General features: G+C 67.8%; 23 protein-coding genes and 4 tRNA genes. 21 read left to right on the top strand and 6 right to left on the bottom strand.

Annotation, left to right across the window (positions count from 1 at the left end; genetic code table 11):
• The first annotated feature begins 20 nt into the window (after positions 1–20).
• The 3 genes from LX88_RS02165 to LX88_RS02155 all read left to right on the top strand — a co-directional run bounded on the left by LX88_RS02165 (position 21) and on the right by LX88_RS02155 (position 1,678).
• A tRNA-Tyr gene (locus LX88_RS02165) sits at positions 21–101 on the top strand.
• A gap of 90 nt (positions 102–191) precedes the next feature.
• Positions 192–857, top strand: coding sequence for a protein phosphatase 2C domain-containing protein (locus tag LX88_RS02160; RefSeq protein ID WP_258946189.1), 666 nt, complete (start codon positions 192–194; stop codon positions 855–857).
• Positions 854–1,678: a hypothetical protein gene (locus LX88_RS02155; RefSeq protein WP_258946188.1), complete on the top strand. Its 825-nt coding sequence runs from the start codon at positions 854–856 to the stop codon at positions 1,676–1,678. Before LX88_RS02160 ends, LX88_RS02155 begins: the two co-directional genes overlap by 4 nt.
• Here the strand turns inward: LX88_RS02155 and LX88_RS02150 are convergent.
• Positions 1,668–2,021, bottom strand: a complete 354-nt coding sequence (locus tag LX88_RS02150) for a winged helix-turn-helix transcriptional regulator (protein WP_258946187.1) — start codon at positions 2,019–2,021, stop codon at positions 1,668–1,670. The two genes, LX88_RS02155 and LX88_RS02150, sit on opposite strands and share 11 nt — an antisense overlap.
• Positions 2,022–2,104: 83 nt before the next feature.
• Here LX88_RS02150 and LX88_RS02145 point away from each other — a divergent pair, with 83 nt between their 5' ends.
• The 3 genes from LX88_RS02145 to LX88_RS02135 all read left to right on the top strand — a co-directional run bounded on the left by LX88_RS02145 (position 2,105) and on the right by LX88_RS02135 (position 4,160).
• On the top strand, positions 2,105–2,923 hold the full coding sequence (locus LX88_RS02145; protein WP_258946186.1) for an NAD(P)-dependent oxidoreductase: 819 nt from the start codon (positions 2,105–2,107) through the stop codon (positions 2,921–2,923).
• The gene (locus LX88_RS02140) at positions 2,920–3,654 is read left to right on the top strand and encodes an SDR family NAD(P)-dependent oxidoreductase (RefSeq protein WP_258946185.1); all 735 of its coding nucleotides are present in this window, start codon (positions 2,920–2,922) and stop codon (positions 3,652–3,654) included. Before LX88_RS02145 ends, LX88_RS02140 begins: the two co-directional genes overlap by 4 nt.
• Positions 3,655–3,734: 80 nt before the next feature.
• On the top strand, positions 3,735–4,160 hold the full coding sequence (locus LX88_RS02135; RefSeq protein WP_258946184.1) for a carboxymuconolactone decarboxylase family protein: 426 nt from the start codon (positions 3,735–3,737) through the stop codon (positions 4,158–4,160).
• A 111-nt stretch (positions 4,161–4,271) separates the two neighbouring features.
• Here the strand turns inward: LX88_RS02135 and LX88_RS02130 are convergent, their stop codons facing one another.
• Complete coding sequence (locus LX88_RS02130; RefSeq protein WP_245983140.1) at positions 4,272–4,481, bottom strand: hypothetical protein; 210 nt, start codon at positions 4,479–4,481, stop codon at positions 4,272–4,274.
• Positions 4,482–4,621: 140 nt separating this feature from the next.
• Positions 4,622–5,440, bottom strand: coding sequence for a GNAT family N-acetyltransferase (locus tag LX88_RS02125; RefSeq protein WP_258946183.1), 819 nt, complete (start codon positions 5,438–5,440; stop codon positions 4,622–4,624).
• Positions 5,441–5,470: 30 nt separating this feature from the next.
• Here LX88_RS02125 and LX88_RS02120 point away from each other — a divergent pair, with 30 nt between their 5' ends.
• From LX88_RS02120 to rplA, 12 genes are all read left to right on the top strand, one after another.
• Positions 5,471–6,223: a PhzF family phenazine biosynthesis protein gene (locus LX88_RS02120; protein WP_258946182.1), complete on the top strand. Its 753-nt coding sequence runs from the start codon at positions 5,471–5,473 to the stop codon at positions 6,221–6,223.
• A gap of 157 nt (positions 6,224–6,380) precedes the next feature.
• Positions 6,381–8,987 carry an EAL domain-containing protein gene (locus LX88_RS02115; RefSeq protein WP_258946181.1) on the top strand — a complete coding sequence of 869 codons (2,607 nt, stop codon included), beginning with the start codon at positions 6,381–6,383 and terminating at the stop codon, positions 8,985–8,987.
• Between the two features lie 73 nt (positions 8,988–9,060).
• Positions 9,061–9,136: transfer RNA gene (locus LX88_RS02110), tRNA-Thr, on the top strand.
• A gap of 42 nt (positions 9,137–9,178) precedes the next feature.
• Positions 9,179–9,251, top strand: a tRNA-Met gene (locus LX88_RS02105).
• A gap of 76 nt (positions 9,252–9,327) precedes the next feature.
• Positions 9,328–9,492 (top strand): 50S ribosomal protein L33, encoded by a 165-nt coding sequence (gene rpmG, locus LX88_RS02100; protein ID WP_015105301.1) that lies wholly within the window; start codon positions 9,328–9,330, stop codon positions 9,490–9,492.
• 71 nt (positions 9,493–9,563) lie between these two features.
• Positions 9,564–10,013, top strand: coding sequence for a MaoC family dehydratase N-terminal domain-containing protein (locus LX88_RS02095; protein WP_090065898.1), 450 nt, complete (start codon positions 9,564–9,566; stop codon positions 10,011–10,013).
• On the top strand, positions 10,010–10,417 hold the full coding sequence (locus LX88_RS02090; RefSeq protein ID WP_258946180.1) for a MaoC/PaaZ C-terminal domain-containing protein: 408 nt from the start codon (positions 10,010–10,012) through the stop codon (positions 10,415–10,417). Before LX88_RS02095 ends, LX88_RS02090 begins: the two co-directional genes overlap by 4 nt.
• 236 nt (positions 10,418–10,653) lie before the next feature.
• Positions 10,654–10,726, top strand: a tRNA-Trp gene (locus LX88_RS02085).
• Between the two features lie 37 nt (positions 10,727–10,763).
• Complete coding sequence (gene secE, locus LX88_RS02080) at positions 10,764–11,177, top strand: preprotein translocase subunit SecE (protein WP_114773715.1); 414 nt, start codon at positions 10,764–10,766, stop codon at positions 11,175–11,177.
• 40 nt (positions 11,178–11,217) lie between these two features.
• Positions 11,218–12,024: a transcription termination/antitermination protein NusG gene (gene nusG / locus LX88_RS02075; RefSeq protein ID WP_258946179.1), complete on the top strand. Its 807-nt coding sequence runs from the start codon at positions 11,218–11,220 to the stop codon at positions 12,022–12,024.
• Positions 12,025–12,111: 87 nt separating this feature from the next.
• On the top strand, positions 12,112–12,546 hold the full coding sequence (gene rplK, locus LX88_RS02070; protein ID WP_030478269.1) for a 50S ribosomal protein L11: 435 nt from the start codon (positions 12,112–12,114) through the stop codon (positions 12,544–12,546).
• A gap of 79 nt (positions 12,547–12,625) precedes the next feature.
• Complete coding sequence (rplA, locus tag LX88_RS02065) at positions 12,626–13,336, top strand: 50S ribosomal protein L1 (protein WP_090065894.1); 711 nt, start codon at positions 12,626–12,628, stop codon at positions 13,334–13,336.
• Between the two features lie 62 nt (positions 13,337–13,398).
• Here the strand turns inward: rplA and LX88_RS02060 are convergent, their stop codons facing one another.
• A complete protein-coding gene (locus LX88_RS02060) occupies positions 13,399–14,379 on the bottom strand; it encodes a GlxA family transcriptional regulator (RefSeq protein WP_258946178.1) in 981 nt (326 codons plus the stop codon).
• Positions 14,380–14,463: 84 nt separating this feature from the next.
• On the opposite strand from LX88_RS02060, the gene LX88_RS02055 reads away from it, so the two are divergent.
• Complete coding sequence (locus LX88_RS02055; RefSeq protein WP_258946177.1) at positions 14,464–15,342, top strand: NAD(P)-dependent oxidoreductase; 879 nt, start codon at positions 14,464–14,466, stop codon at positions 15,340–15,342.
• Here the strand turns inward: LX88_RS02055 and LX88_RS02050 are convergent.
• Positions 15,322–16,092, bottom strand: a complete 771-nt coding sequence (locus LX88_RS02050) for a methyltransferase domain-containing protein (RefSeq protein WP_258946176.1) — start codon at positions 16,090–16,092, stop codon at positions 15,322–15,324. The two genes, LX88_RS02055 and LX88_RS02050, sit on opposite strands and share 21 nt — an antisense overlap.
• A 9-nt stretch (positions 16,093–16,101) precedes the next feature.
• On the bottom strand, positions 16,102–16,842 hold the full coding sequence (locus LX88_RS02045; protein WP_258946175.1) for a hypothetical protein: 741 nt from the start codon (positions 16,840–16,842) through the stop codon (positions 16,102–16,104).
• A gap of 246 nt (positions 16,843–17,088) precedes the next feature.
• Here LX88_RS02045 and rplJ point away from each other — a divergent pair, with 246 nt between their 5' ends.
• Together rplJ and rplL are read left to right on the top strand one after the other, a co-directional pair.
• Positions 17,089–17,643 carry a 50S ribosomal protein L10 gene (rplJ, locus tag LX88_RS02040; RefSeq protein ID WP_258946174.1) on the top strand — a complete coding sequence of 185 codons (555 nt, stop codon included), beginning with the start codon at positions 17,089–17,091 and terminating at the stop codon, positions 17,641–17,643.
• A 55-nt stretch (positions 17,644–17,698) separates the two neighbouring features.
• Positions 17,699–18,082, top strand: a complete 384-nt coding sequence (gene rplL, locus LX88_RS02035; protein ID WP_258946173.1) for a 50S ribosomal protein L7/L12 — start codon at positions 17,699–17,701, stop codon at positions 18,080–18,082.
• Positions 18,083–18,253 lie beyond the last annotated feature (171 nt).

The following is an 18,253-nucleotide window of genomic DNA, read 5'->3' as shown; positions in this document are numbered from 1 at the left end:
GCACCGTTACGGCGGTGTGGGGCGGGTTGCCCGAGCGGCCAATGGGAGCGGACTGTAAATCCGTCGCGAAAGCTACAGAGGTTCGAATCCTCTACCCGCCACGCAAGACTGATGGGCCTCTGACCGGACAGGTCAGGGGCCCATCGTCGTACCGTCGTAACGGGCCGAGGGGGATCTCAGTGCGTACGCAGATGGCAACGGAAGCCGGCAGGACGACGGCGCCGAGCGAAGACCGGGCGTTGGTCGGCCCGAACCTGCTCGCGGTGCTCGACGGCGTGACGGCGCAGCCCGAGACCGGGTGCGAGCACGGCGTCGGGTGGTTCGCCGACCAGCTCTCCGGCGAGATCCTGCGGTTCGCCCACCTCGAGCCGGGCGTGGCGCTCGCGAAGGCCGTCGAACAGGCCGCTGAGCTGCACTCCGGCACCTGCGACCTCGATCATCCGCACTCGCCCAGCGTGGCGATCGCGATGGTGCAGACGAAGGACGACGTGCTGCGGTACCTGGTGCTCGGGGACGCCACGGTCGTGGTCGACACCAAGGATGAGCTGCTCGTGGTGAGTGACACGGAGACGAAGCGCACGGCCGGTGCGAAGGTCGCTGATGTCGCGCACGCGTTGACGGGGGAGGTGCCGCTGCAGGACGTACGGCGCGTCGCGATCCTGTCCGACGGGGCCGCTCGGGCGGTCGACCTGTTCAATCTCTTCGATTGGCGTCAGGCGCTCGAACTGATGGCGGCGAACGGGCCGGACGACCTCATCCGCAAAATGCGCGCGGTCGAAAAGGAAGACGTCAAGGCCGTTGATTGGCCGCGCACGAAGATTTCCGACGACGCGACTGTCGTGTACTTCGACCGGTGACGGTCGGGCTCTTCGCGCTCGACGCCGTCGTGCGCACCGCGTCGATCGTCCGGATCTCCGAGATCGAGTGGTACGGCGAGATCGTCGTCGACCTCACACAGCCGGACGTGCTCGACAGCCTGCGCGTGGCCATGGCGGTCAGCTCGTTGCCGGGCTACGTATGTGCGTGCAGGGGGCAGGTGCGGTTCGAGTTCTTCGACGCGCAGGGGGAGCGCCTCACGGTTGCCGTGATGCACCACGGGGTCTCGCTCGCCTGGAGGTGGGACAGCGGTCACGGGGAGCTCGAGGACGGCGCGGCACTGTTGCGCTGGCTGGGAGAACACGGCTTGCCCGGTCCGTTGTCGGGCGTTGACGAACGGCCGGAACGGATCGAGTGGATCGCCGCGATGCCTCCTGCGCTGGAGGAGATGGCAGCGGACCTCGTTTGCCACTTCCCGATGCCCGCGGAGTCCAAGCACGTGATCAGGGCGCGCGAACTGATGCGGAGCGTCGACTCCGTGACCGGCGTGCTGCAGTTGCTGGCGTGGTGTGCGGCCGGCATGGGCAACCGGACGAGGACGCCGCCGTACGAGGACGTTCCCGGGTTGATCTTGCAGACCGTGCCGATCGCGGAGATCGTCGCCGCGCTGCAGGATCCGCAGGCCGACGAACGGCACGACGCGGGTGCGGCTCGGATCCTGCTGGCCGGGCGGACCCGCATCAAGCAACGGATGGACGTGGCTCGCCTGCCCGGACCTCTCAGGATCCGTGTGCGGGAGGCGGCCAAGGCCCGCGGTCACGTCCTGCCGGACTGGGCGGAGCGCCTGTTGCTCAATGCCTAGGCGCGGGTTCGACGCCTCGGCGGCGCGCGATCGCCCGCATGTTCTCCTCGCCCCAGTCGCCCAGCGCGTCCAACGCCTCGTTCAGCCTCACTCCCAGCGGCGTCAGCGAGTACTCGACGCGCGGCGGCACCTCGTGGAACACCTCGCGGTGCACGATCTCGTCGGCCTCCATCTCGCGCAGCACCTGGATCAGCATCTTCTCGCTGATGCCGGACACTGACCTGCGCAGTTCGCCGGTGCGCACGGGGCCGTGGTGCAGCGCCCAGAGGATCAGGGCCTTCCAGCGGCCGCCGATCACGTCGATCGCCGCGTCGAGACCGCACGCGTACTGTCGTGGCTTCATGCTGGATCCTTACCAAAAAGTGGGTACCTGACAAAATAGTAGGTACTTGTCGATCTGCCAGTGTCAGAACGAGCATTCACGGCATGGGGATCAAGAAAACCGTGAGCGTGCTCGGCCTCGGCCGGATGGGCAGCGCGCTGGCGAAGGCCCTGGTCGGCCAGGGCTACGAAGTGACCGTGTGGAACCGCACGCCCAAGGAACTGCCGAACACCAGAAGCGTTGCCATGCCGGAAGAGGCGTTCGAGAGCGACGTCGTCGTGACCTGCCTGTCCACGTACGACGTTCAGGAACCGTTGCTCACCAACGACATCAAGACGCTCGTCAACCTCACGTCCGGCACGCCGGACCAGGCCCGTGCCACCGCGCGGTGGGCCAAGGACAACGGCGTCGAGTACGTCGACGGTGTGATCATGGCTGTGCCGCAGCAGGTCGGGACCCCGCAGGCGAAGATCTTCTTCAGCGGCAGCGAGAACCACCACGTGCTGCACGCGTTCGGCGAGCCGGTGTACGTCGGTGAGGACGCTGGGCTCGCCGCGCTCTACGACCTGGCCCTGCTCGGCATCATGTGGACGACCTTCGGCGGCTACCTGCAGGCGGTCGCGTTGCTGGGCACCGAGGGCATCGAGCCGGCCCGGTTCACGCCGATGGTCGCGGACTGGCTGAACGAGCTCGGCCACATGCTGCCCGAGATGGGCGAGCAGACGCAGACCAGGCAGTACGAGACCGACGTGTCCGCGTTGGACATCAACGTATCCGGACTGCGCCTGCTCACCGAGGCCAACCGCGAGCAGGGGCTCGACACCACCATCCCGCAGGCCCTGCACGGCCTGTTCGAACGCGCCCAGCGCAACGGCCACGGCGCGCACAGCATCGCAAGTGTCATCGAGGAGATCCGGAAGTGAAGTACCTGGGGAAGAAGGCCGTCGTCACCGGCGGCACGCACGGCATGGGCCGGGCGACGGTCGACAAGCTGATCGAGGGCGGCGCCGAGGTGCTGCTCACGGGGCGCAGCACCGAGAAGGCCGAGGGCGTCAAGGCGCACGCCGTCGCGTCGGACGCGGCGAACCTCGACGACATCGTCGAGCTCGGAACCGAAGTGCGGGAACGGTTGCAGGAGATCGACCTGCTCTTCATCAACGTCGGCTACTCGACGCTGACCCCGTTCCCCGACGCCACCGAGCGCGACTACGACCGCACGTTCGACATCAACACCAAGGGCGCGTTCTTCACCGCGCAGCAGCTGGCTCCACTCATCAAGGAGGGTGGCGCGATCGTCTTCACGACCAGCGTCGCCACGGAGCAGGGCGCGGAGGGGCTGACCCTCTACGCGGCGGCCAAGGCGGCCGTGCGGTCCTTCGCACGGGGGTTCGCCGCGGAACTCGCCCCGCGCGGGATCAGGGTCAACGTCGTCAGTCCTGGCTTCATCGACACCCCGTCCATGGGCGTCGTCGGTGCGTCGCCTGAGGTGCTGCAGGAGTTCAAGGACGTGGGCGACCGCATCACGCCGCTCAAGCGCCACGGCACGATGGACGAGGTCGCGGCCGCGGTGCTCTTCCTGGGGTTCGACGCCACCTTCACGACCGGTGCCGAACTCGCCGTCGACGGCGGACTGGGCCAGGGGATCAACGTCTAGAGAAAAATCTTCGGCCGGCCTGTCACACCTTCGTCGCCTGCCGTGTCGACCAAGCAGGAAGACGACGAAGGAGAACGAAGATGAGGATCGCCAACCCGATCATGTCCGTGCCCGGCGCGATGAAGGCCCTGCTGGACCTGTCGGCGGCAGCGGGGAGCACGGGGATCGACGGGGACTACGTCGAGTTGATCTGCCTGCGCGTCAGCATCATGAACGGCTGCGGCACGTGCATCGACTACCACACCAAGCTGTTGCGCCAGGCGAACGTGGCGGACGAGAAGGTCTACGCCGTCGCGGGGTGGCGGGACGTGCCGTACTACACCGACGCCGAGAAGGCCGGGTTCGCGCTCGCCGAGCAGATCACGCGCGTGCACGTGAGCGACGACGTGTGGGACGAGGCGGCGAAGCACTACACCGAGGAGCAGCTCGCGGGTCTCGTGATCGCCATCGGCGCGATCAACCTGTGGAACCGCATGAACGTGGCCACGGGGCAGAAGGTGGCCTGAGCAAAGGTGAAGCCGGCGCGCAAGAGCTTCCTCTCTCTTGCGTGCCGGCCTCAGCGCGGAGCCTACCCCATGTCGAACAGATGTTCGATCATTGGGCGATCAACACGCGGATCAGATCGCGGCGAGTGCCGCCCGGCCGTCGTCGGTCAGTTCCGCGCAGACGCGAAGGCCGAAGCTCGTTGGCTGCGTGGGGCGCAGCAGTCCCGCGTGCACGAGGTCGTGCGTCGCCATGCGGTCGCAACAGGGCAGTCCGTCGACGTACAGGTCGGGCTCCGTGCCGCCTGTCACCTCGGCGCGTCCTGCGGCGACAGCCGTCAGCATCGCTCTCGCTCTACCGCTGAGTTCCATCTCGACCCCCCAGGTGTGGCGTCCGAATCGCTTACCCCTTTGTCGAGATAGAGGCCGGATTCGTTCCACAAGTACGGGTTCGTTCGGGTTCTTCGCTTGTGTGAACAGGTAGATCATGTCTCATTAGGCCGTTCGGGTTGCGCCGACACGCCGTGCGAAGAGCGCAGCGCGGGACGGCGCGCCCACAGCGTCCACCGCGGCCGATAACCCTGCGAGTACCAGAACGGCGTCGAGCGCGGGTTCGGCAACGCGTGGTGGAGCAGCGTCGACGCCACTCCGGCCGCGTCCAGAACGCCGTGCGCGTGAGCCGCGAGAGCGCTACCCGCACCTGTACCGCGCACATCGGGCCGCACGCCGAGATGACCGAGGTAGGCGAACGGCCGCGCCGACGCGTACTTCTCCATCCACCCCGCGTCCTGCGGCATGTCGACGTAGATCATGCCGACGGGCGTGTCGTCGCTGATCGCCAGCCAAATCGTCTCGTGGTCGCGGTCGAGCACCTCGGCCAGCGCCGTGCGCAGGTGCTCGGCGGTGTTCGGGCGCTCGGTCACCAGACCGAACTGCGCGTCGTACCGGACCGTGTGCAGGTTCAGTTCGACGGCGACGTCCAGATCGGCATGCGTGGCGGCGCGGATGCCCACTCCGGACGGCCGCGGCGCGGGCGAACGGCCGGCGAGGCGTTCGGCGACCACCGTGAGCGGCGCGAACCCCCGGCTGATCAACGTCCGCGCGCCGCCTGTCTCGTGGCTGGGCAGCTGCACGATCGCCGCGGTCTCCGGGTCGTCCAGGCCGGTGAGGCGGGTGTCCCACTCGTCGAGCAACGCGGGCAGGTCGCAGCCCGGCTGCCAGGTCAGGCCGTGCGTGCGCAGGGGTCCCCAGGTGAGGAGCAGGGAGTCCGGGTCGGTCTCGCGGTAGGAAAAGATCTCGCTCACGTCCCATCTGACCATGGCAGGGTCGGACGTGTGGAGATCTACGTCGTGGATTCGTTCACCAGCACGCCCTTCGCGGGCAACCCCGCGGGAGTCGTGCTCCTCACCGAACCGCGCGACGACGCCTGGATGCAGCGCGTCGCCGCCGAGATGAAGCACGCCGAAACGGCCTTCGTCACGCCGGACAACCACCTCCGCTGGTTCACGCCGGAGGTCGAGGTGGACCTCTGCGGGCACGCCACCCTCGCCGCCGCGCACGTGCTGGGCGGGGAGCAGGCGTTCACCACGCGTAGTGGGGTGCTCACATGCGCAAATGACGATGGGTGGATCCGGATGGACTTCCCGGCGGACCCCCCAGAGTTGACTGACCCGCCAATCGGTCTAGCGGAAGCGCTGCCACATGCGACGATCAAGTCCGTGTCGCGCGGGCGGTTCGACTTCCTGATCGAGTTGGAAAGCGCGGCGGAAGTCCGGTCCTTGCGACCTGACGTCCAAGGACTGGCACAAATCCAGTCACGCGGAGTAATCGTAACGGCCGTCGGAGACGGCGACGCGGACATCGTCAGCCGGTGCTTCTACCCGTCCGTCGGCATCCCGGAGGACCCCGTCACCGGATCGGCCCACTGCACCCTTGCGTCCTATTGGGTGCCGCGGCTTCAACGCGCTGACCTGCTGGCGGAGCAGGCGTCGCCGCGCGGGGGGTTCGTCAGGACGACCCTCGCCCAAGATCGCGTGCTGCTCTCGGGGCAGGCCGTGACGGTGCTCCAGGGGCGCTTGAACGTGTAGCCACGTCTGGGTGAATCAAAGTCACTAGGGGTGCTCGACCTGCCATTTCGTCCCCCGAGCGGGGTACATTGGTGCCCCTGGAGGGGTCCTGATCGCGAAGTGCGGGACCCCTCAGTCACGCCTAGAGGTCCCCCACCCAGGCCGACGAGGAGGCTGGATGTCCGACCGAGCGTCGGCCCCCGTGTCGGACTCGGCCGCCTGGTCGGCCAAGTCGACCAACCGCGCGTTCAGCGCGTTCGCCGTCACCCTTCTGGTGGCCGGCGTCGCCTGCGCGGGCATGGTCGCGGCCTGGCTCCCGGAGAGGGAGACCACCTCCCTCTTCTGGATCGGCCCGCTCCTCGTCGTCGGCTTCCTGCTGGCGGAACAGCTCGCGATCAACGTCGACGTCCGCAGCGGCGTCGCGTGGACGATCTCCTTCACCGAGATCCCGCTGGTCCTGGGCCTGCTCGTGGCCCCGTTCGAGATCGTGCTCGCCGCGCACGTGGTCGCCGGCGTGGGCACGTTGCTCGGCAGGCGGATCCTCGACAGGGCCGTCTACAACGCGGGCCTCATGTTCATGGAGATCTCCGTGGCGTTCGCCGCCGCCGAGGCCGTGAACCGGATGATCGGCGCCGGTGGCCCGTTCTGGGCGGGCGCGTTCATCGGAACGATCACCGTGCCGCTCCTCGCGAGCGTGCTGGGCCTCTGCGCGCTGCGCCTCATGGGCAAGTCGATGCGCGTGGGCAACAGCGTCCGTCTCGTGCTGCAGACGCTGGTCGTCGCGCTGCTGAACACCTCGGCCGGCCTCGTCGGCTACCAGATCGTCGCCACCACGCCGTGGGGCGCCGCCCTGATCATCCTGGTGCTCGCGGGCATCGTGGCCACCTACTTCGCCTACTCCGGGCTGCTGCGCGAACAGCGCGACCTGGAGGCGTTGAGCGAGGTCAGCCTCCGCGTCGCGAGGTCGGGACAACACGGCACCGGCCCGCGCCAGCCCGACGACGACCTCACCTCGGGCGTCGAAGAGGACGAGTGGCAGCTCATCGCGGAACGCATCCGCGAGCAGCTCAACGCCAACAGGGTCGTGCTGCGCCTGCGCACCGATCCGCAGGAAGCCATGATCACCCTCGTCGCCGGCGAACCGCTGCCCGAGGAGATGACCGCGACGGACCCTCGTGCCGTGCGCGAAGACCCGGTGCTTCAGCTGCCGGGCACGCACGTCCGCTACTACCGCGTGGCCGATGCGACCGAGGACGTCACCGAGGCCCTGCTGCGCCGCGACGCGCAGGAAGCCCTGGTCGTCCCGTTGCGCGGCGCGACCCAGCTGCTCGGTGCCGTCGAGGCGCACGACCGGCTGTCGCGCTGGCGCGGTTTCGGCAAGGCGGACATCCAGCTGCTGCGCACGCTGGCCTCGCACCTCGCGACGGCCGTCGACAACCGCCGCCTGCTCGCCCGCCTGCGCCACGACGCCTACCACGACCCGCTGACCGGTCTGCTGAACCGGGCGGGCTTCCGCGAGGCGTGCGGTGAGCCGTTGCACGAGTCCCAAAGGGGAGTGGTGCTGCGCATCGACCTCGACATCCTGTCGACGGTCTCCGACGCGCTGGGCCAGGCCTGGGGCAACCGGATGGTCGTCGCCGCCGGGCGCCGGCTGCGCGACGCTCTCGGAGCGGACGTGCCGCTGGCACGCCTGGAGGGTGGCGCGTTCGCCGCGTACCTCGACGACGAGCGCGCTCAGACCGCCCACGAGACCGCGGAACGGTTGCGGGCGGGGCTTTCCGTGCCGTACCCGGTCGACCGCCTGACCGTCGAGGCCTCCGCGGTCGTGGGGTACGCGTCCAAGGCGGACTCCGAGACCGAGGACCCGGACCCCGACGTGTTGCTGCAGCGGGCCGATGTCGCCGTGCGCGCCACGTCCGAGGGCACACCCGTGAAGGCCTACGCGCCGTCGATGGGCCACCTGTTCCTGCGCCGCTTCCAGCTCGTGACGCAGTTCCGCCAGGCCGTCGAGACCGGGCAGATCTCGGTGCACTACCAGCCGAAGGTCGCCCTGCCCTCACGTCAGGTCGTGGGCGCGGAAGCGTTGGTGCGCTGGACACATCCGGAGTTCGGCCGCGTCGACCCCGACGAGTTCGTGCCGGCTGTGGAGGCCACCGGTCTCGTGGACGTGCTGACGGACTTCGTGATGGACCGCGCTCTGGAACGCGTGCGCCGCTGGCTCGACCGCGGCCTGCGGATGTCCATCGCGGTGAACCTCTCCGTGCGGACGCTCGGAGACGAGGACTTCCCGAACCGCGTCGAGGCCGCCCTGGAGCGCCACGACGTGCCGTCGGGGCTGCTGACCTTCGAGCTCACCGAGTCGGGCGTCATGGCCGATCCCGAGCGCGCTCTGCCGGTGCTGCGGCGCCTGCACGCGATCGGCGTCGTGCTGGCGGTCGACGACTTCGGCACCGGTTACTCGTCGCTGGCGTACCTGCGCCAGCTGCCGGTGGACGAGGTGAAGATCGACAAGTCGTTCGTGCTCGGGATGGGCACGGACCTCGGCGACATGGCCGTGGTCCGGTCGATCGTGGAGCTCGGCCACTCGCTCGGTCTCGTGGTCGTCGCGGAAGGCGTCGAGGACGACGCCGCGCGCGACCAGTTGGTCGGGATGGGCTGCGATGTCGCGCAGGGCTACCTGATCTCCCGGCCGCTGTCCGAAGATCGCTTCGAGGCCTGGCTGCGCGCACGAACGGTGCAGGTCAGGGGTGCTCGCGATGAGACGGTGCTCACCTTGGTCCACTAAGAGGACCCCCGGATTTCGTTCTTGGTTGAGGCGTGTTGTAGAGTTGTCCTCGCTCGGCAAGAACGAAGAGCAAGCCCCTTTAGCTCAGTCGGCAGAGCGTCTCCATGGTAAGGAGAAGGTCTACGGTTCGATTCCGTAAAGGGGCTCCACTACTGGCCGCAGTGCTGAGCGCTGCGGCTGTAGTTGTGTAAAGCGGTGTAGCTCAGTTGGTAGAGCAAGCGGCTCATAATCGCTGTGTCGCCGGTTCAAGTCCGGCCACCGCTACTTCACAAGATCCCCGCCAGGCGGTAAGCCCGCACTGGGTGTTCGGGGCACGTGTGCTCTCAGGAAGGCAAGGACCGTGGCTGCAACCGACGTACGCCCGAAGATCACCCTCGCGTGCGAGGAGTGCAAGCACCGGAACTACATCACCAGGAAGAACCGGCGCAACGACCCGGACCGCCTGGAGATCAAGAAGTTCTGCCCGAACTGCAAGACGCACCGCGCGCACAAGGAAACCCGCTGAGCGCGTAGCAACTCTTCGACGAGGCCCGTCCCACACCGTGGGGCGGGCCTCGTCGCATATAGGCTCCTCCGGTGCCTCTCGACCCCGCTTTCATCGGACGTAGTTATCCGCCGTCGCAGCCGTACGACGTGAGCCGCGAGAAGATCCGCGAGTTCGCTGAGGCGATCGGCGCGACCAGCCCGGCCTACCTCGATGCCGAAGCGGCGAAGGCGTTGGGGCACAGGGACGTCATCGCGCCGCCGACGTTCGCGATCGTCGTGTCGATGAAGACCAACGAGACGGTCATGTTCGACCCGGAGCTGCAGCTCGACTACAGCCGCGTCGTGCACGGCGACCAGAACTTCACCCACCACCGGCCCATCACCGCGGGCGACCAGCTCGTGTGCGTGGCGCACGTCGACGCCATCACGTCCCGCATGGGCAACGACATGGTGACCGTGCGGACGGAGATCACCACGGTGGACGGCGAGCCCGTCACCACCGCCAAGTCGATGCTCGTCGTGAGGGGAGAAGACGCATGACGTACGAGGTTGGCACCGAACTGCCGGCGCTGTCCGTGCGCCTCAAGCGCTCCGACCTGGTGCGCTACGCGGGCGCCTCGCTGGACTTCAACCCCATCCACTGGAACGAGAAGACGGCCGAGGACGTCGGCCTGCCGGACGTGATCGCGCACGGCATGCTGACCATGGCCGTGGCCTCGCGGATCGTCGCGGAGTGGATCGGCGACCCCGGTGCGATCGTCGAGTACGGCTGCCGTTTCGGGCGGCCCGTCGTGGTGCCCAACGACGACGAGGGCGCGCTCGTCGAGGTGACCGCGAAGGTCACCAAGGCCTTCGACGACGGAACTGTGAAGGTCAACATCAACGCGGCTTTTGACGGCAAGTCGGTGTTGACGGGTGCCTTCGCCCGCGTGCGGGTCAGCTGATCTTGTGATCAAGAACACCACCGGGCGATCCGGTCCGGTGGTGTTTGCCGTGTTCACGGGAGATTCGGGCCGGGACGGCATCGCAGTTGCACGACCCTGATTCGTCTTCCCGGCTCGCATATGGGTAGGCTGTGCGACAGGCCGCTCGGCAAGTGCTTGAGCGGTCTGGTTGGAATGGACGGGGCAGGTTCCCGTACACTTCCTGCTTGGCCAGGGGATCCCATTCGGGATCTCAAAGGGGTGTAGCTCAACTGGCAGAGCAGCGGTCTCCAAAACCGCAGGTTGCAGGTTCAAGTCCTGTCGCCCCTGCTGTCGAAGCGCGTCATGGGTGGAGTGGAGGCACGGCATGGTCGAGGGCCGCGAGCAGGACCAGCCGGAGGAGCGCGAAGGCGCTGTCCGGCCGTCCACTGCTGCGGCGCGACGTGAGCGTCGTGCCTCCTCCCGCCCGGCCGCCCGCAAGGACGGCAGCAGCGCTGAGTCGAAGAAGAGCGTCTCCAAGTCCGACGAGTCGGACGAGGACGCGAAGAAGGGTCGCCCGACCAAGACCCGTGAAGGACAGGAGAAGCGTCCCTCGCTGATCGGGCGGGGCTTCCGCTACATCCGCGAGGTCATCGGCGAACTCCGCAAGGTGATCTGGCCGACGCGCAAGCAGCTCGTCACCTACACCGGCGTCGTGCTGGTGTTCGTGGTCTTCATGGTTGCGCTGGTGTGGGCTCTCGACCTCGGCTTCGGCGCGGCTGTTTTCGAGTTGTTCGGCTGAGCCGGACAGCTGCCGCTGCAATCAGGAAGCGAGATCCACAGTGACCTCCGATAACGGCGTCGACGCCCAGGAGAAGACCGACCTCATCGACGACGAGGTGTCCGAGGACATCGCGGCCGACGAGACGGTCGAGTCGGAGGCTGTGGACTCCGAGGACGCAGGCACCGCGGACGAGTCCGAAGAGGACTCCGAGGACGCCGACGTGCTCGCGATCGACGAGACGCCGATCGACGAAGAGCCCGAGGACCCCGCCGAAGAGCTGCGTCAGGCCCTGCGCCGCGCGCCCGGCGACTGGTACGTCGTGCACTCGTACGCCGGTTACGAGAACAAGGTCAAGGCGAACCTCGAGACTCGTATCCACACGCTCGACATGGAGGACTACATCTTCCAGGTCGAGGTGCCGACCGAAGAGGTCACCGAGATCAAGAACGGCCAGCGCAAGCTGGTGCAGCGCAAGGTGCTGCCCGGCTACATCCTGGTCCGCATGGAGCTCACCGACGCGTCCTGGAGCGCCGTCCGCAACACGCCGGGCGTGACCGGGTTCGTCGGAGCCACCTCGAAGCCCTCGCCCCTCACGATCGACGAGGTGCTGAAGTTCCTGCTCCCGCAGCAGGAGCAGAAGCCGGCCGAGGGCAAGAAGACCGCTTCCACCACCGTGTCGAAGCCGACCATCGAGGTCGACTTCGAGGTCGGCGAGTCGGTCACGGTCATGGACGGCCCGTTCGCCACGCTGCCCGCCACGATCAGCGAGGTCAACGCGGACGGCCAGAAGCTGAAGGTCCTGGTGTCGATCTTCGGCCGGGAGACGCCGGTCGAGCTGTCGTTCAGCCAGGTCTCCAAGATCTGAGCGGTTTTCCCTGACCGGAAGACCGATCGGCCACGCTGCGGCTGGCAGAGCCGCGCGCGGACACTGCAATAACAGGAAGTACGGACAATGCCTCCCAAGAAGAAGAAGCTGTCAGCGATCATCAAGCTGCAGATCAAGGCTGGTGCCGCCAACCCGGCGCCTCCCGTTGGTCCCGCGCTGGGTCAGCACGGCGTCAACATCATGGAGTTCTGCAAGGCCTACAACGCCGCGACCGAGTCGCAGCGCGGTCAGGTCGTGCCGGTTGAGATCTCCGTGTACGAAGACCGCTCGTTCGACTTCAAGCTGAAGACTCCTCCGGCCGCGCGACTCATCCTCGCCGCCGCTGGTGTCGACAAGGGCAGCGGCGAGCCGCACCGCGTCAAGGTCGCCAAGGTGACCATGGAGCAGGTGCGCAGCATCGCGCAGGTCAAGATGGTCGACCTGAACGCGAACGACATCGACCAGGCGGCGAAGATCATCGCCGGCACCGCCCGTTCCATGGGCATCACGGTCGAAGGCTGACCACACCCTCTTTCTAGCAAGCGTGGGAGAGCCGAGCGCGGCTCATTCACCACGAACTGATCCACGGTAAGGACAGAGCATGAAGCGCAGCAAGGCCTACAAGGCCTCCGCAGAGCTGGTGGACCGGGAGCGGCTGTACTCGCCGCTGGAGGCCACCAAGCTCGCCAAGGAAACGTCCAAGGTGAAGCTCGACGCCACCGTCGAGGTCGCGATTCGCCTCGGCGTCGACCCTCGCAAGGCCGACCAGATGGTCCGCGGCACCGTGAATCTGCCGCACGGTACGGGCAAGACCGCCCGCGTGATCGTCTTCGCAACCGGTGACAAGGCCGCTGAGGCCGAGGCCGCCGGTGCGGACGCTGTCGGCTCCGAGGACCTGATCGAGCGCATCCAGGGTGGCTGGCTCGACTTCGACGCCGCGATCGCGACCCCCGACCAGATGGCCAAGGTCGGTCGCATCGCCCGCATCCTCGGCCCGCGTGGCCTGATGCCGAACCCGAAGACCGGCACCGTGACCCCCGACGTCACGAAGGCCGTCAACGAGATCAAGGGCGGAAAGATCAACTTCCGCGTTGACAAGCAGGCCAACCTGCACTTCGTCATCGGCAAGGTCTCGTTCGACTCCGAGAAGCTGGTCGAGAACTACGCCGCCGCGCTGGACGAGATCATGCGCGTCAAGCCGTCCGCGGCCAAGGGCCGGTACGTCAAGAAGGTCACCGTCTCCACGACGATGGGCCCTGGCATCCCGGTCGACCCGAACCGCACCCGCAACATGCTGGTGGACGAGGCCTGAGCCTCGCGGTTCGCAGCTAGCTCCTGACAAGGCCCCCGGTTCGCCGGGGGCCTTGTCGCATGTCAGGCCTGGTGCCGCGGGAACGTCTGCCGGTAGTCGCTCGGCGATCTCCCCACCTGCTTCAGGAAGTGGTGGCGGAGGTTGTTCGCCGTGCCGATGCCGCTCAGGGCCGCGATCTTCTCCACGGACAGGTCGGTGGACTCCAGCAACGCCTGCGCCCGCGTGATGCGTTCGTTGAGCAGCCATTGCAGCGGTGTCGTGCCGGTGGTGGCGTGGAGCTTGCGGTAGAAGGTTCGCGGGCTCATCGCGGCCTGGCGTGCCAGGACCTCGATGGTCAGCGGTTCGTCCAGGCGAGCGCGGGCCCAGTCGAGCACCGGCGTCAGGCCCTGTTCGTCGCTGGCGGGGACCGAGAGGTCGACGTACTGGCCCAGGTGGCCGGGCCGGTGGCCGGGGACGATCATGCGGCGGGCGAGCTGGTTGGCGACGTGGGCGCCCAGGTCGCGGCGGACCAGGTGCAGGCAGAGGTCTAGTCCGGCGCTCATGCCGGCGCTGGTCAGCACGTCGCCCTCGTCGATGTAGAGCTGCGAGGCGTCGACCTGGACCTCCGGGTAGCGCTCGGCCAGCAGCGCGGTGTGCATCCAGTGCGCGGTGGCCTTCTTCCCGTCGAGCAGGCCGGCTTCGGCCAGTGCGTACGCGCCGACGCACGCCGACACGATCCGTGCGCCGTTGTCGTGCGCCCTGCGCAGCGCGGAGACCAGCTCGGGTGGCACAGGCGCGTTGTCCTCGAAGACCTCGTCCGGCACCCACGACACGATGACGGTGTCCGCGTTCACGATGTCTTCCAGCCTGTGAGCGCTGTTCAGGGTGAAGCCAGGCGTGGTGTCGCGGCTGCGGTTTCCGGTGCCGCACAACCACAACTCGTACCAGGGGTCGGCGAGGTCGGGCTGCGGCGTGCCGAAGACGGCGGCGGGAATACCCAGCTCGTAGAGGTCCGCGACGCCGAAGTCGCTGGGAACGACCAGGGCGACTGATCCAGCGCTCATGCGATCCAGCCTATGGCAGGAATTTGGCGAAAGGGGTCATTCCGGTCACTGGTCGAGTTGATCACGTGCGGCGAGGGTGGAGGCATGACATCTGAAGCGATCACCGTGCTGGGTCTCGGCAACCTCGGCCGCGCGCTGGCGGAGGCGTTCCTGCGGGAGGGTCACCCCGTCACGGTCTGGAACCGTTCTGCCGCAAAGGCTTCCGAACTCAAGGTGCCCGGTGCCGTCGTGGCAGGGACCGCGGCGGAGGCGGTCGCGGCCAGCGGGCTCGTGGTCGTGGCCGTGCTCGACCACCAAGCGGCACAAGAGGTTCTCAGTGGCGCGGACGTGCGCGGCCGGGCATTGGTCGACATCACCTCCGGCACTCCCGACGAGGCTCGTGAACTCGCTGACTGGGCCGCAGCGAACGGAGCCGAGTACCTGCACGGCGCGGTGTACGCGGTGCCCCAGACGATCGGCACCGACGCGTCGTCCATCATCTACAGCGGCTCCTCGACCGTGCACGAACGTTGGCAGAAGCAGTTGGCGCTGCTGGGAAAGGTCACGTTCCTGGGTGCCGACGCCGGCCGCGCGTCCGGGTACGACGTGGCGATCCTCGCCGGGATGTACGGCCTCATCGGCGGCTTCCTGCACGCGGCGGCACTGGCGCGGGCCAACGCGATCAAGACCACCGAGCTCACGCCGATGTTGTTGTCCTGGCTGACGGACCTCCACCCCGCACTCTCCACGTTCGCCGCGGAGATCGACGGCGAGCGCTACGACAACGCGGAGTCGAGCCTGGCGATGAACCAGACGGGGCTGGGCATGCTCATCCGGGCCACCACGGCGCAGGGCGTTCCGTTCGCGGCGCTCGACTCGTTCAAGGCGCTCGTCGACCAGCAGGTCGACGCCGGGCGCGGGGAGGAGAGCCTCGCCCGCGCCGTCGAGTCGCTGGGCGTTGTGTCACAACGGTTTGCGGGCTGACAGCAGGAAGATCGTCACCGAGGCCTGGAAGCCGCCGGCGCGCAGTTCGGCCAGCCAGCGCTCGCCGTCCGCGCGTTCGATCGCGCCCGCGCGGATCGCCCGTTCCGTGTTGCGGGTGAGGGCGAGCGTGTAGTCCGCCCTGGCGAAGTCGCGCAGCACCGTCGTCGCCGCGCGGACGTCCTCGACCTCGAAGCCCGCTTCCCGCGCGAGGCGGCCGAGCCGGCGGCCGATCGTGGCGTTGCGGACGATGGCCGAGCAGACGAACCGGTTGAACGCCCTGTTCATCTCCAGGTCGCCGTCGACGATCAGGGCGTCCCAGTCGGGTTCGGCGATGCGCAGCAGGCCGCCGGGCTTCAGCACCCGGTGGAGCTCGGCGAGGACGCCGGACGGGTTCTCGACGTGCTGCAACGCGCGGTCCATGCGAGCGCGGTCGGCGGTGCCGTCGTCCACGGGGAGCGCGTGGGCGTCCCCCTGGCGGACGTCCACCTGCGGGTAGTAGTCGAGGAGGCTCCGCGCCGCCGCCACCATCGCCGGATCCACGTCGACGCCGATGACGCGGCCGGACGTCGTGACCGCGTCGGCCATCACCGGCAGGTCCATGCCGGGGCCGCAGCCGACGTCGAGGACCGTGTCGCCGGGCCTCAGGCCGAGGGAGACGAGGAGCTGGTGCTTGTAGTCACGGCCCAGTTCTGCGGCGTCCGCCATGTACTCGACCTTGTCGGGGCTGGGCACCCCCAGTGCGTTTGCCATGCACCCCAATCAACCACAGGTGCTGGGCGACCAGTCGGTGATGACCCAGCCCGCGCCGACCTTCTCCACGACGAACGTGCCCAGGCGCGGGCCGCCCTCGACGGTCAGCGCGCAGGAGTCGATGGTGACCTTGGCGGTCGTAGGGGTCTTGAGCATGTCCGGCGGGAACATCACCTGCTGGTACCTGTCGACGCTCGTGACCTTGGCCTTCAGGTCGGTGACCGCACCAGCGCAATCGCTTGCGCCGTAGGCGTTCGCGAACTTCTGACGGGTGTCGTCGCGCAGGATGAGCGTGCAGGCGCGGGTCGTGTCGGCGAACGACACGTGCTTGTAGAACATGCCGACGGTGCCCTGCAGCCCGGCCGGTGCGGACAGACCCTGTGCCGCGCCGGTCACGCCGCCGCTGTCCTGCGCGATGTCGCCGGGGTCGTCCACGCCGAAGAAGTGGTTGTAGGCCCATACCGCCGAGAAGACGACGAGCAGGAAGAACAGCGCGCGCCAGAAGATGCCACTGCCGAGCACGAGGAGCCACCAGCGCTTGCCGCCGGGTTGCTGCGGAGCCTGCGGCGCCTGGCCCGTCGCCTCCTGGTAGCGCTGGAACTCCTGGAAGCGCTGGAACTCCTGGAACTGCCGCAGCTGCTCCGGGTCCACCGGCGGGGCGGGCGGCTGCGGGGCAGGCTGTTGCGGAGCTGGCGGTTGCGGGGCTGGCGGCTGGCGGGGCGCGAGGTCCTTGCCGGGCTCGTCGGTCACACGTCACATCATGCCGATTTGGAGCGGCAGTACACAGTCGAGTACTGTTTTGGATGGTTCTACCGAAGACCGCAGGTTGTCTCCGCGAGGAGAACGAAGGCCCCGTTGCAACACGGGCGGCCCGCGCAGGGAGGACGAGGCTCAGTTCTACGTGACGCCCCGTGCTGCTTGTGCGCGAGGGCGTTTCTGTTGTTTCGGGACCTTCTCCAGGCCGGCGGTCTAACCCAGCCCAGAGAGGAGGCGATCATGGCGAAGCCCACGAAGGTTACGGCGGTCGCTGAGCTCGCGGATTCGTTCCGCACCAGCTCGGCAGCGGTTGTCACTGAGTACCGTGGCCTCTCCATGGCGCAGCTCACGACGCTGCGTCGCGCTCTCGGCGCGGGCACCAAGTACACCGTCGCGAAGAACACGCTGGTCAAGCTGGCCGCTGCGGACGCCGGCGTGGAGGGCCTCGAGGCTCTTCTGTCCGGTCCGACCGCCATCGCATTCGTCGAGGGCGAGCCCGTCGACGCCGCCAAGGCGATCCGCGACTTCGCGAAGGACAACAAGGCCCTGATCATCAAGGGCGGCTACATGGATGGCCGCCCGCTCTCGGTTGAAGAGGTTGCCGCTATCGCGGACCTCGAAAGCCGTGAGGTGCTGCTCGCGAAGCTCGCGGGCGCGATGAAGGGCAACCTGGCCAAGGCCGCGGGTCTGTTCAACGCCCCGGCTTCCCAGGTCGCTCGCCTGGCTGCTGCCCTGCAGGAGAAGAAGGCTGCCGCGGCTCCCGCCGCCGAAGCCGACGCTCCCGCCGAAAGCTGATCACCCAAAGACACACCCGACGCTTTCGCGCGGGACATAGAAAGGAACGCCGATCATGGCGAAGCTCAGCACCGACGAGCTGCTCGACGCTTTCAAGGAGATGACCCTCCTGGAGCTGTCCGAGTTCGTGAAGCAGTTCGAGACGACCTTCGAGGTCACCGCCGCGGCGCCCGTCGCCGTTGCCGCTGCGGGCCCCGCGGCCGCCGCCGAAGAGGCCGAGGAGCAGACGGACTTCAACGTCGTCCTCGAGTCCGCCGGCGAGAAGAAGATCCAGGTCATCAAGGTCGTCCGCGAGGTCGTCTCTGGTCTGGGCCTGAAGGAGGCCAAGGAGCTCGTCGAGTCGGCTCCGAAGGCGATCCTCGAGGGCGTTGCCAAGGACGTCGCCGAGGCGGCCAAGGAGAAGCTCGAGGCTGCGGGCGCCAAGATCACCGTCAAGTGATCCTTGCCCCCTCGGGGGCTGGCGTTTTGCCTTGTAGTGCTTGAACGGGCGTGCATCCCCCTTGGGGGTGTGCGCCCGTTTTTGTTGTTTCTGATCTTGTCGGACCCTGTGAGTACGTTGAGATGTAGGGGTTCCCGGATCGGGGGGACGCCTGCGTCAGCGTGGTCGCCT

Origin of the sequence: Lentzea californiensis (assembly GCF_024648825.1) — a bacterium.
Lineage (GTDB): Bacteria > Actinomycetota > Actinomycetes > Mycobacteriales > Pseudonocardiaceae > Lentzea > Lentzea californiensis.
This window is presented reverse-complemented; position numbering and strand designations above follow the sequence as displayed.

Coding starts and splice junctions, on each gene's coding strand:
- LX88_RS02090 (WP_258946180.1), top strand. CDS start 10,010: ATGACGTACGAGGTTGGCACCGAACTGCCGGCGCTGTCCGTGCGCCTC.
- rplL (WP_258946173.1), top strand. CDS start 17,699: ATGGCGAAGCTCAGCACCGACGAGCTGCTCGACGCTTTCAAGGAGATG.
- LX88_RS02050 (WP_258946176.1), bottom strand. CDS start 16,092: ATGGCAAACGCACTGGGGGTGCCCAGCCCCGACAAGGTCGAGTACATG.
- LX88_RS02055 (WP_258946177.1), top strand. CDS start 14,464: ATGACATCTGAAGCGATCACCGTGCTGGGTCTCGGCAACCTCGGCCGC.
- LX88_RS02060 (WP_258946178.1), bottom strand. CDS start 14,379: ATGAGCGCTGGATCAGTCGCCCTGGTCGTTCCCAGCGACTTCGGCGTC.
- LX88_RS02150 (WP_258946187.1), bottom strand. CDS start 2,021: ATGAAGCCACGACAGTACGCGTGCGGTCTCGACGCGGCGATCGACGTG.
- LX88_RS02115 (WP_258946181.1), top strand. CDS start 6,381: ATGTCCGACCGAGCGTCGGCCCCCGTGTCGGACTCGGCCGCCTGGTCG.
- LX88_RS02130 (WP_245983140.1), bottom strand. CDS start 4,481: ATGCTGACGGCTGTCGCCGCAGGACGCGCCGAGGTGACAGGCGGCACG.
- rplA (WP_090065894.1), top strand. CDS start 12,626: ATGAAGCGCAGCAAGGCCTACAAGGCCTCCGCAGAGCTGGTGGACCGG.
- LX88_RS02145 (WP_258946186.1), top strand. CDS start 2,105: ATGGGGATCAAGAAAACCGTGAGCGTGCTCGGCCTCGGCCGGATGGGC.
- secE (WP_114773715.1), top strand. CDS start 10,764: ATGGTCGAGGGCCGCGAGCAGGACCAGCCGGAGGAGCGCGAAGGCGCT.
- rplJ (WP_258946174.1), top strand. CDS start 17,089: ATGGCGAAGCCCACGAAGGTTACGGCGGTCGCTGAGCTCGCGGATTCG.
- rplK (WP_030478269.1), top strand. CDS start 12,112: ATGCCTCCCAAGAAGAAGAAGCTGTCAGCGATCATCAAGCTGCAGATC.
- LX88_RS02160 (WP_258946189.1), top strand. CDS start 192: ATGGCAACGGAAGCCGGCAGGACGACGGCGCCGAGCGAAGACCGGGCG.
- LX88_RS02135 (WP_258946184.1), top strand. CDS start 3,735: ATGAGGATCGCCAACCCGATCATGTCCGTGCCCGGCGCGATGAAGGCC.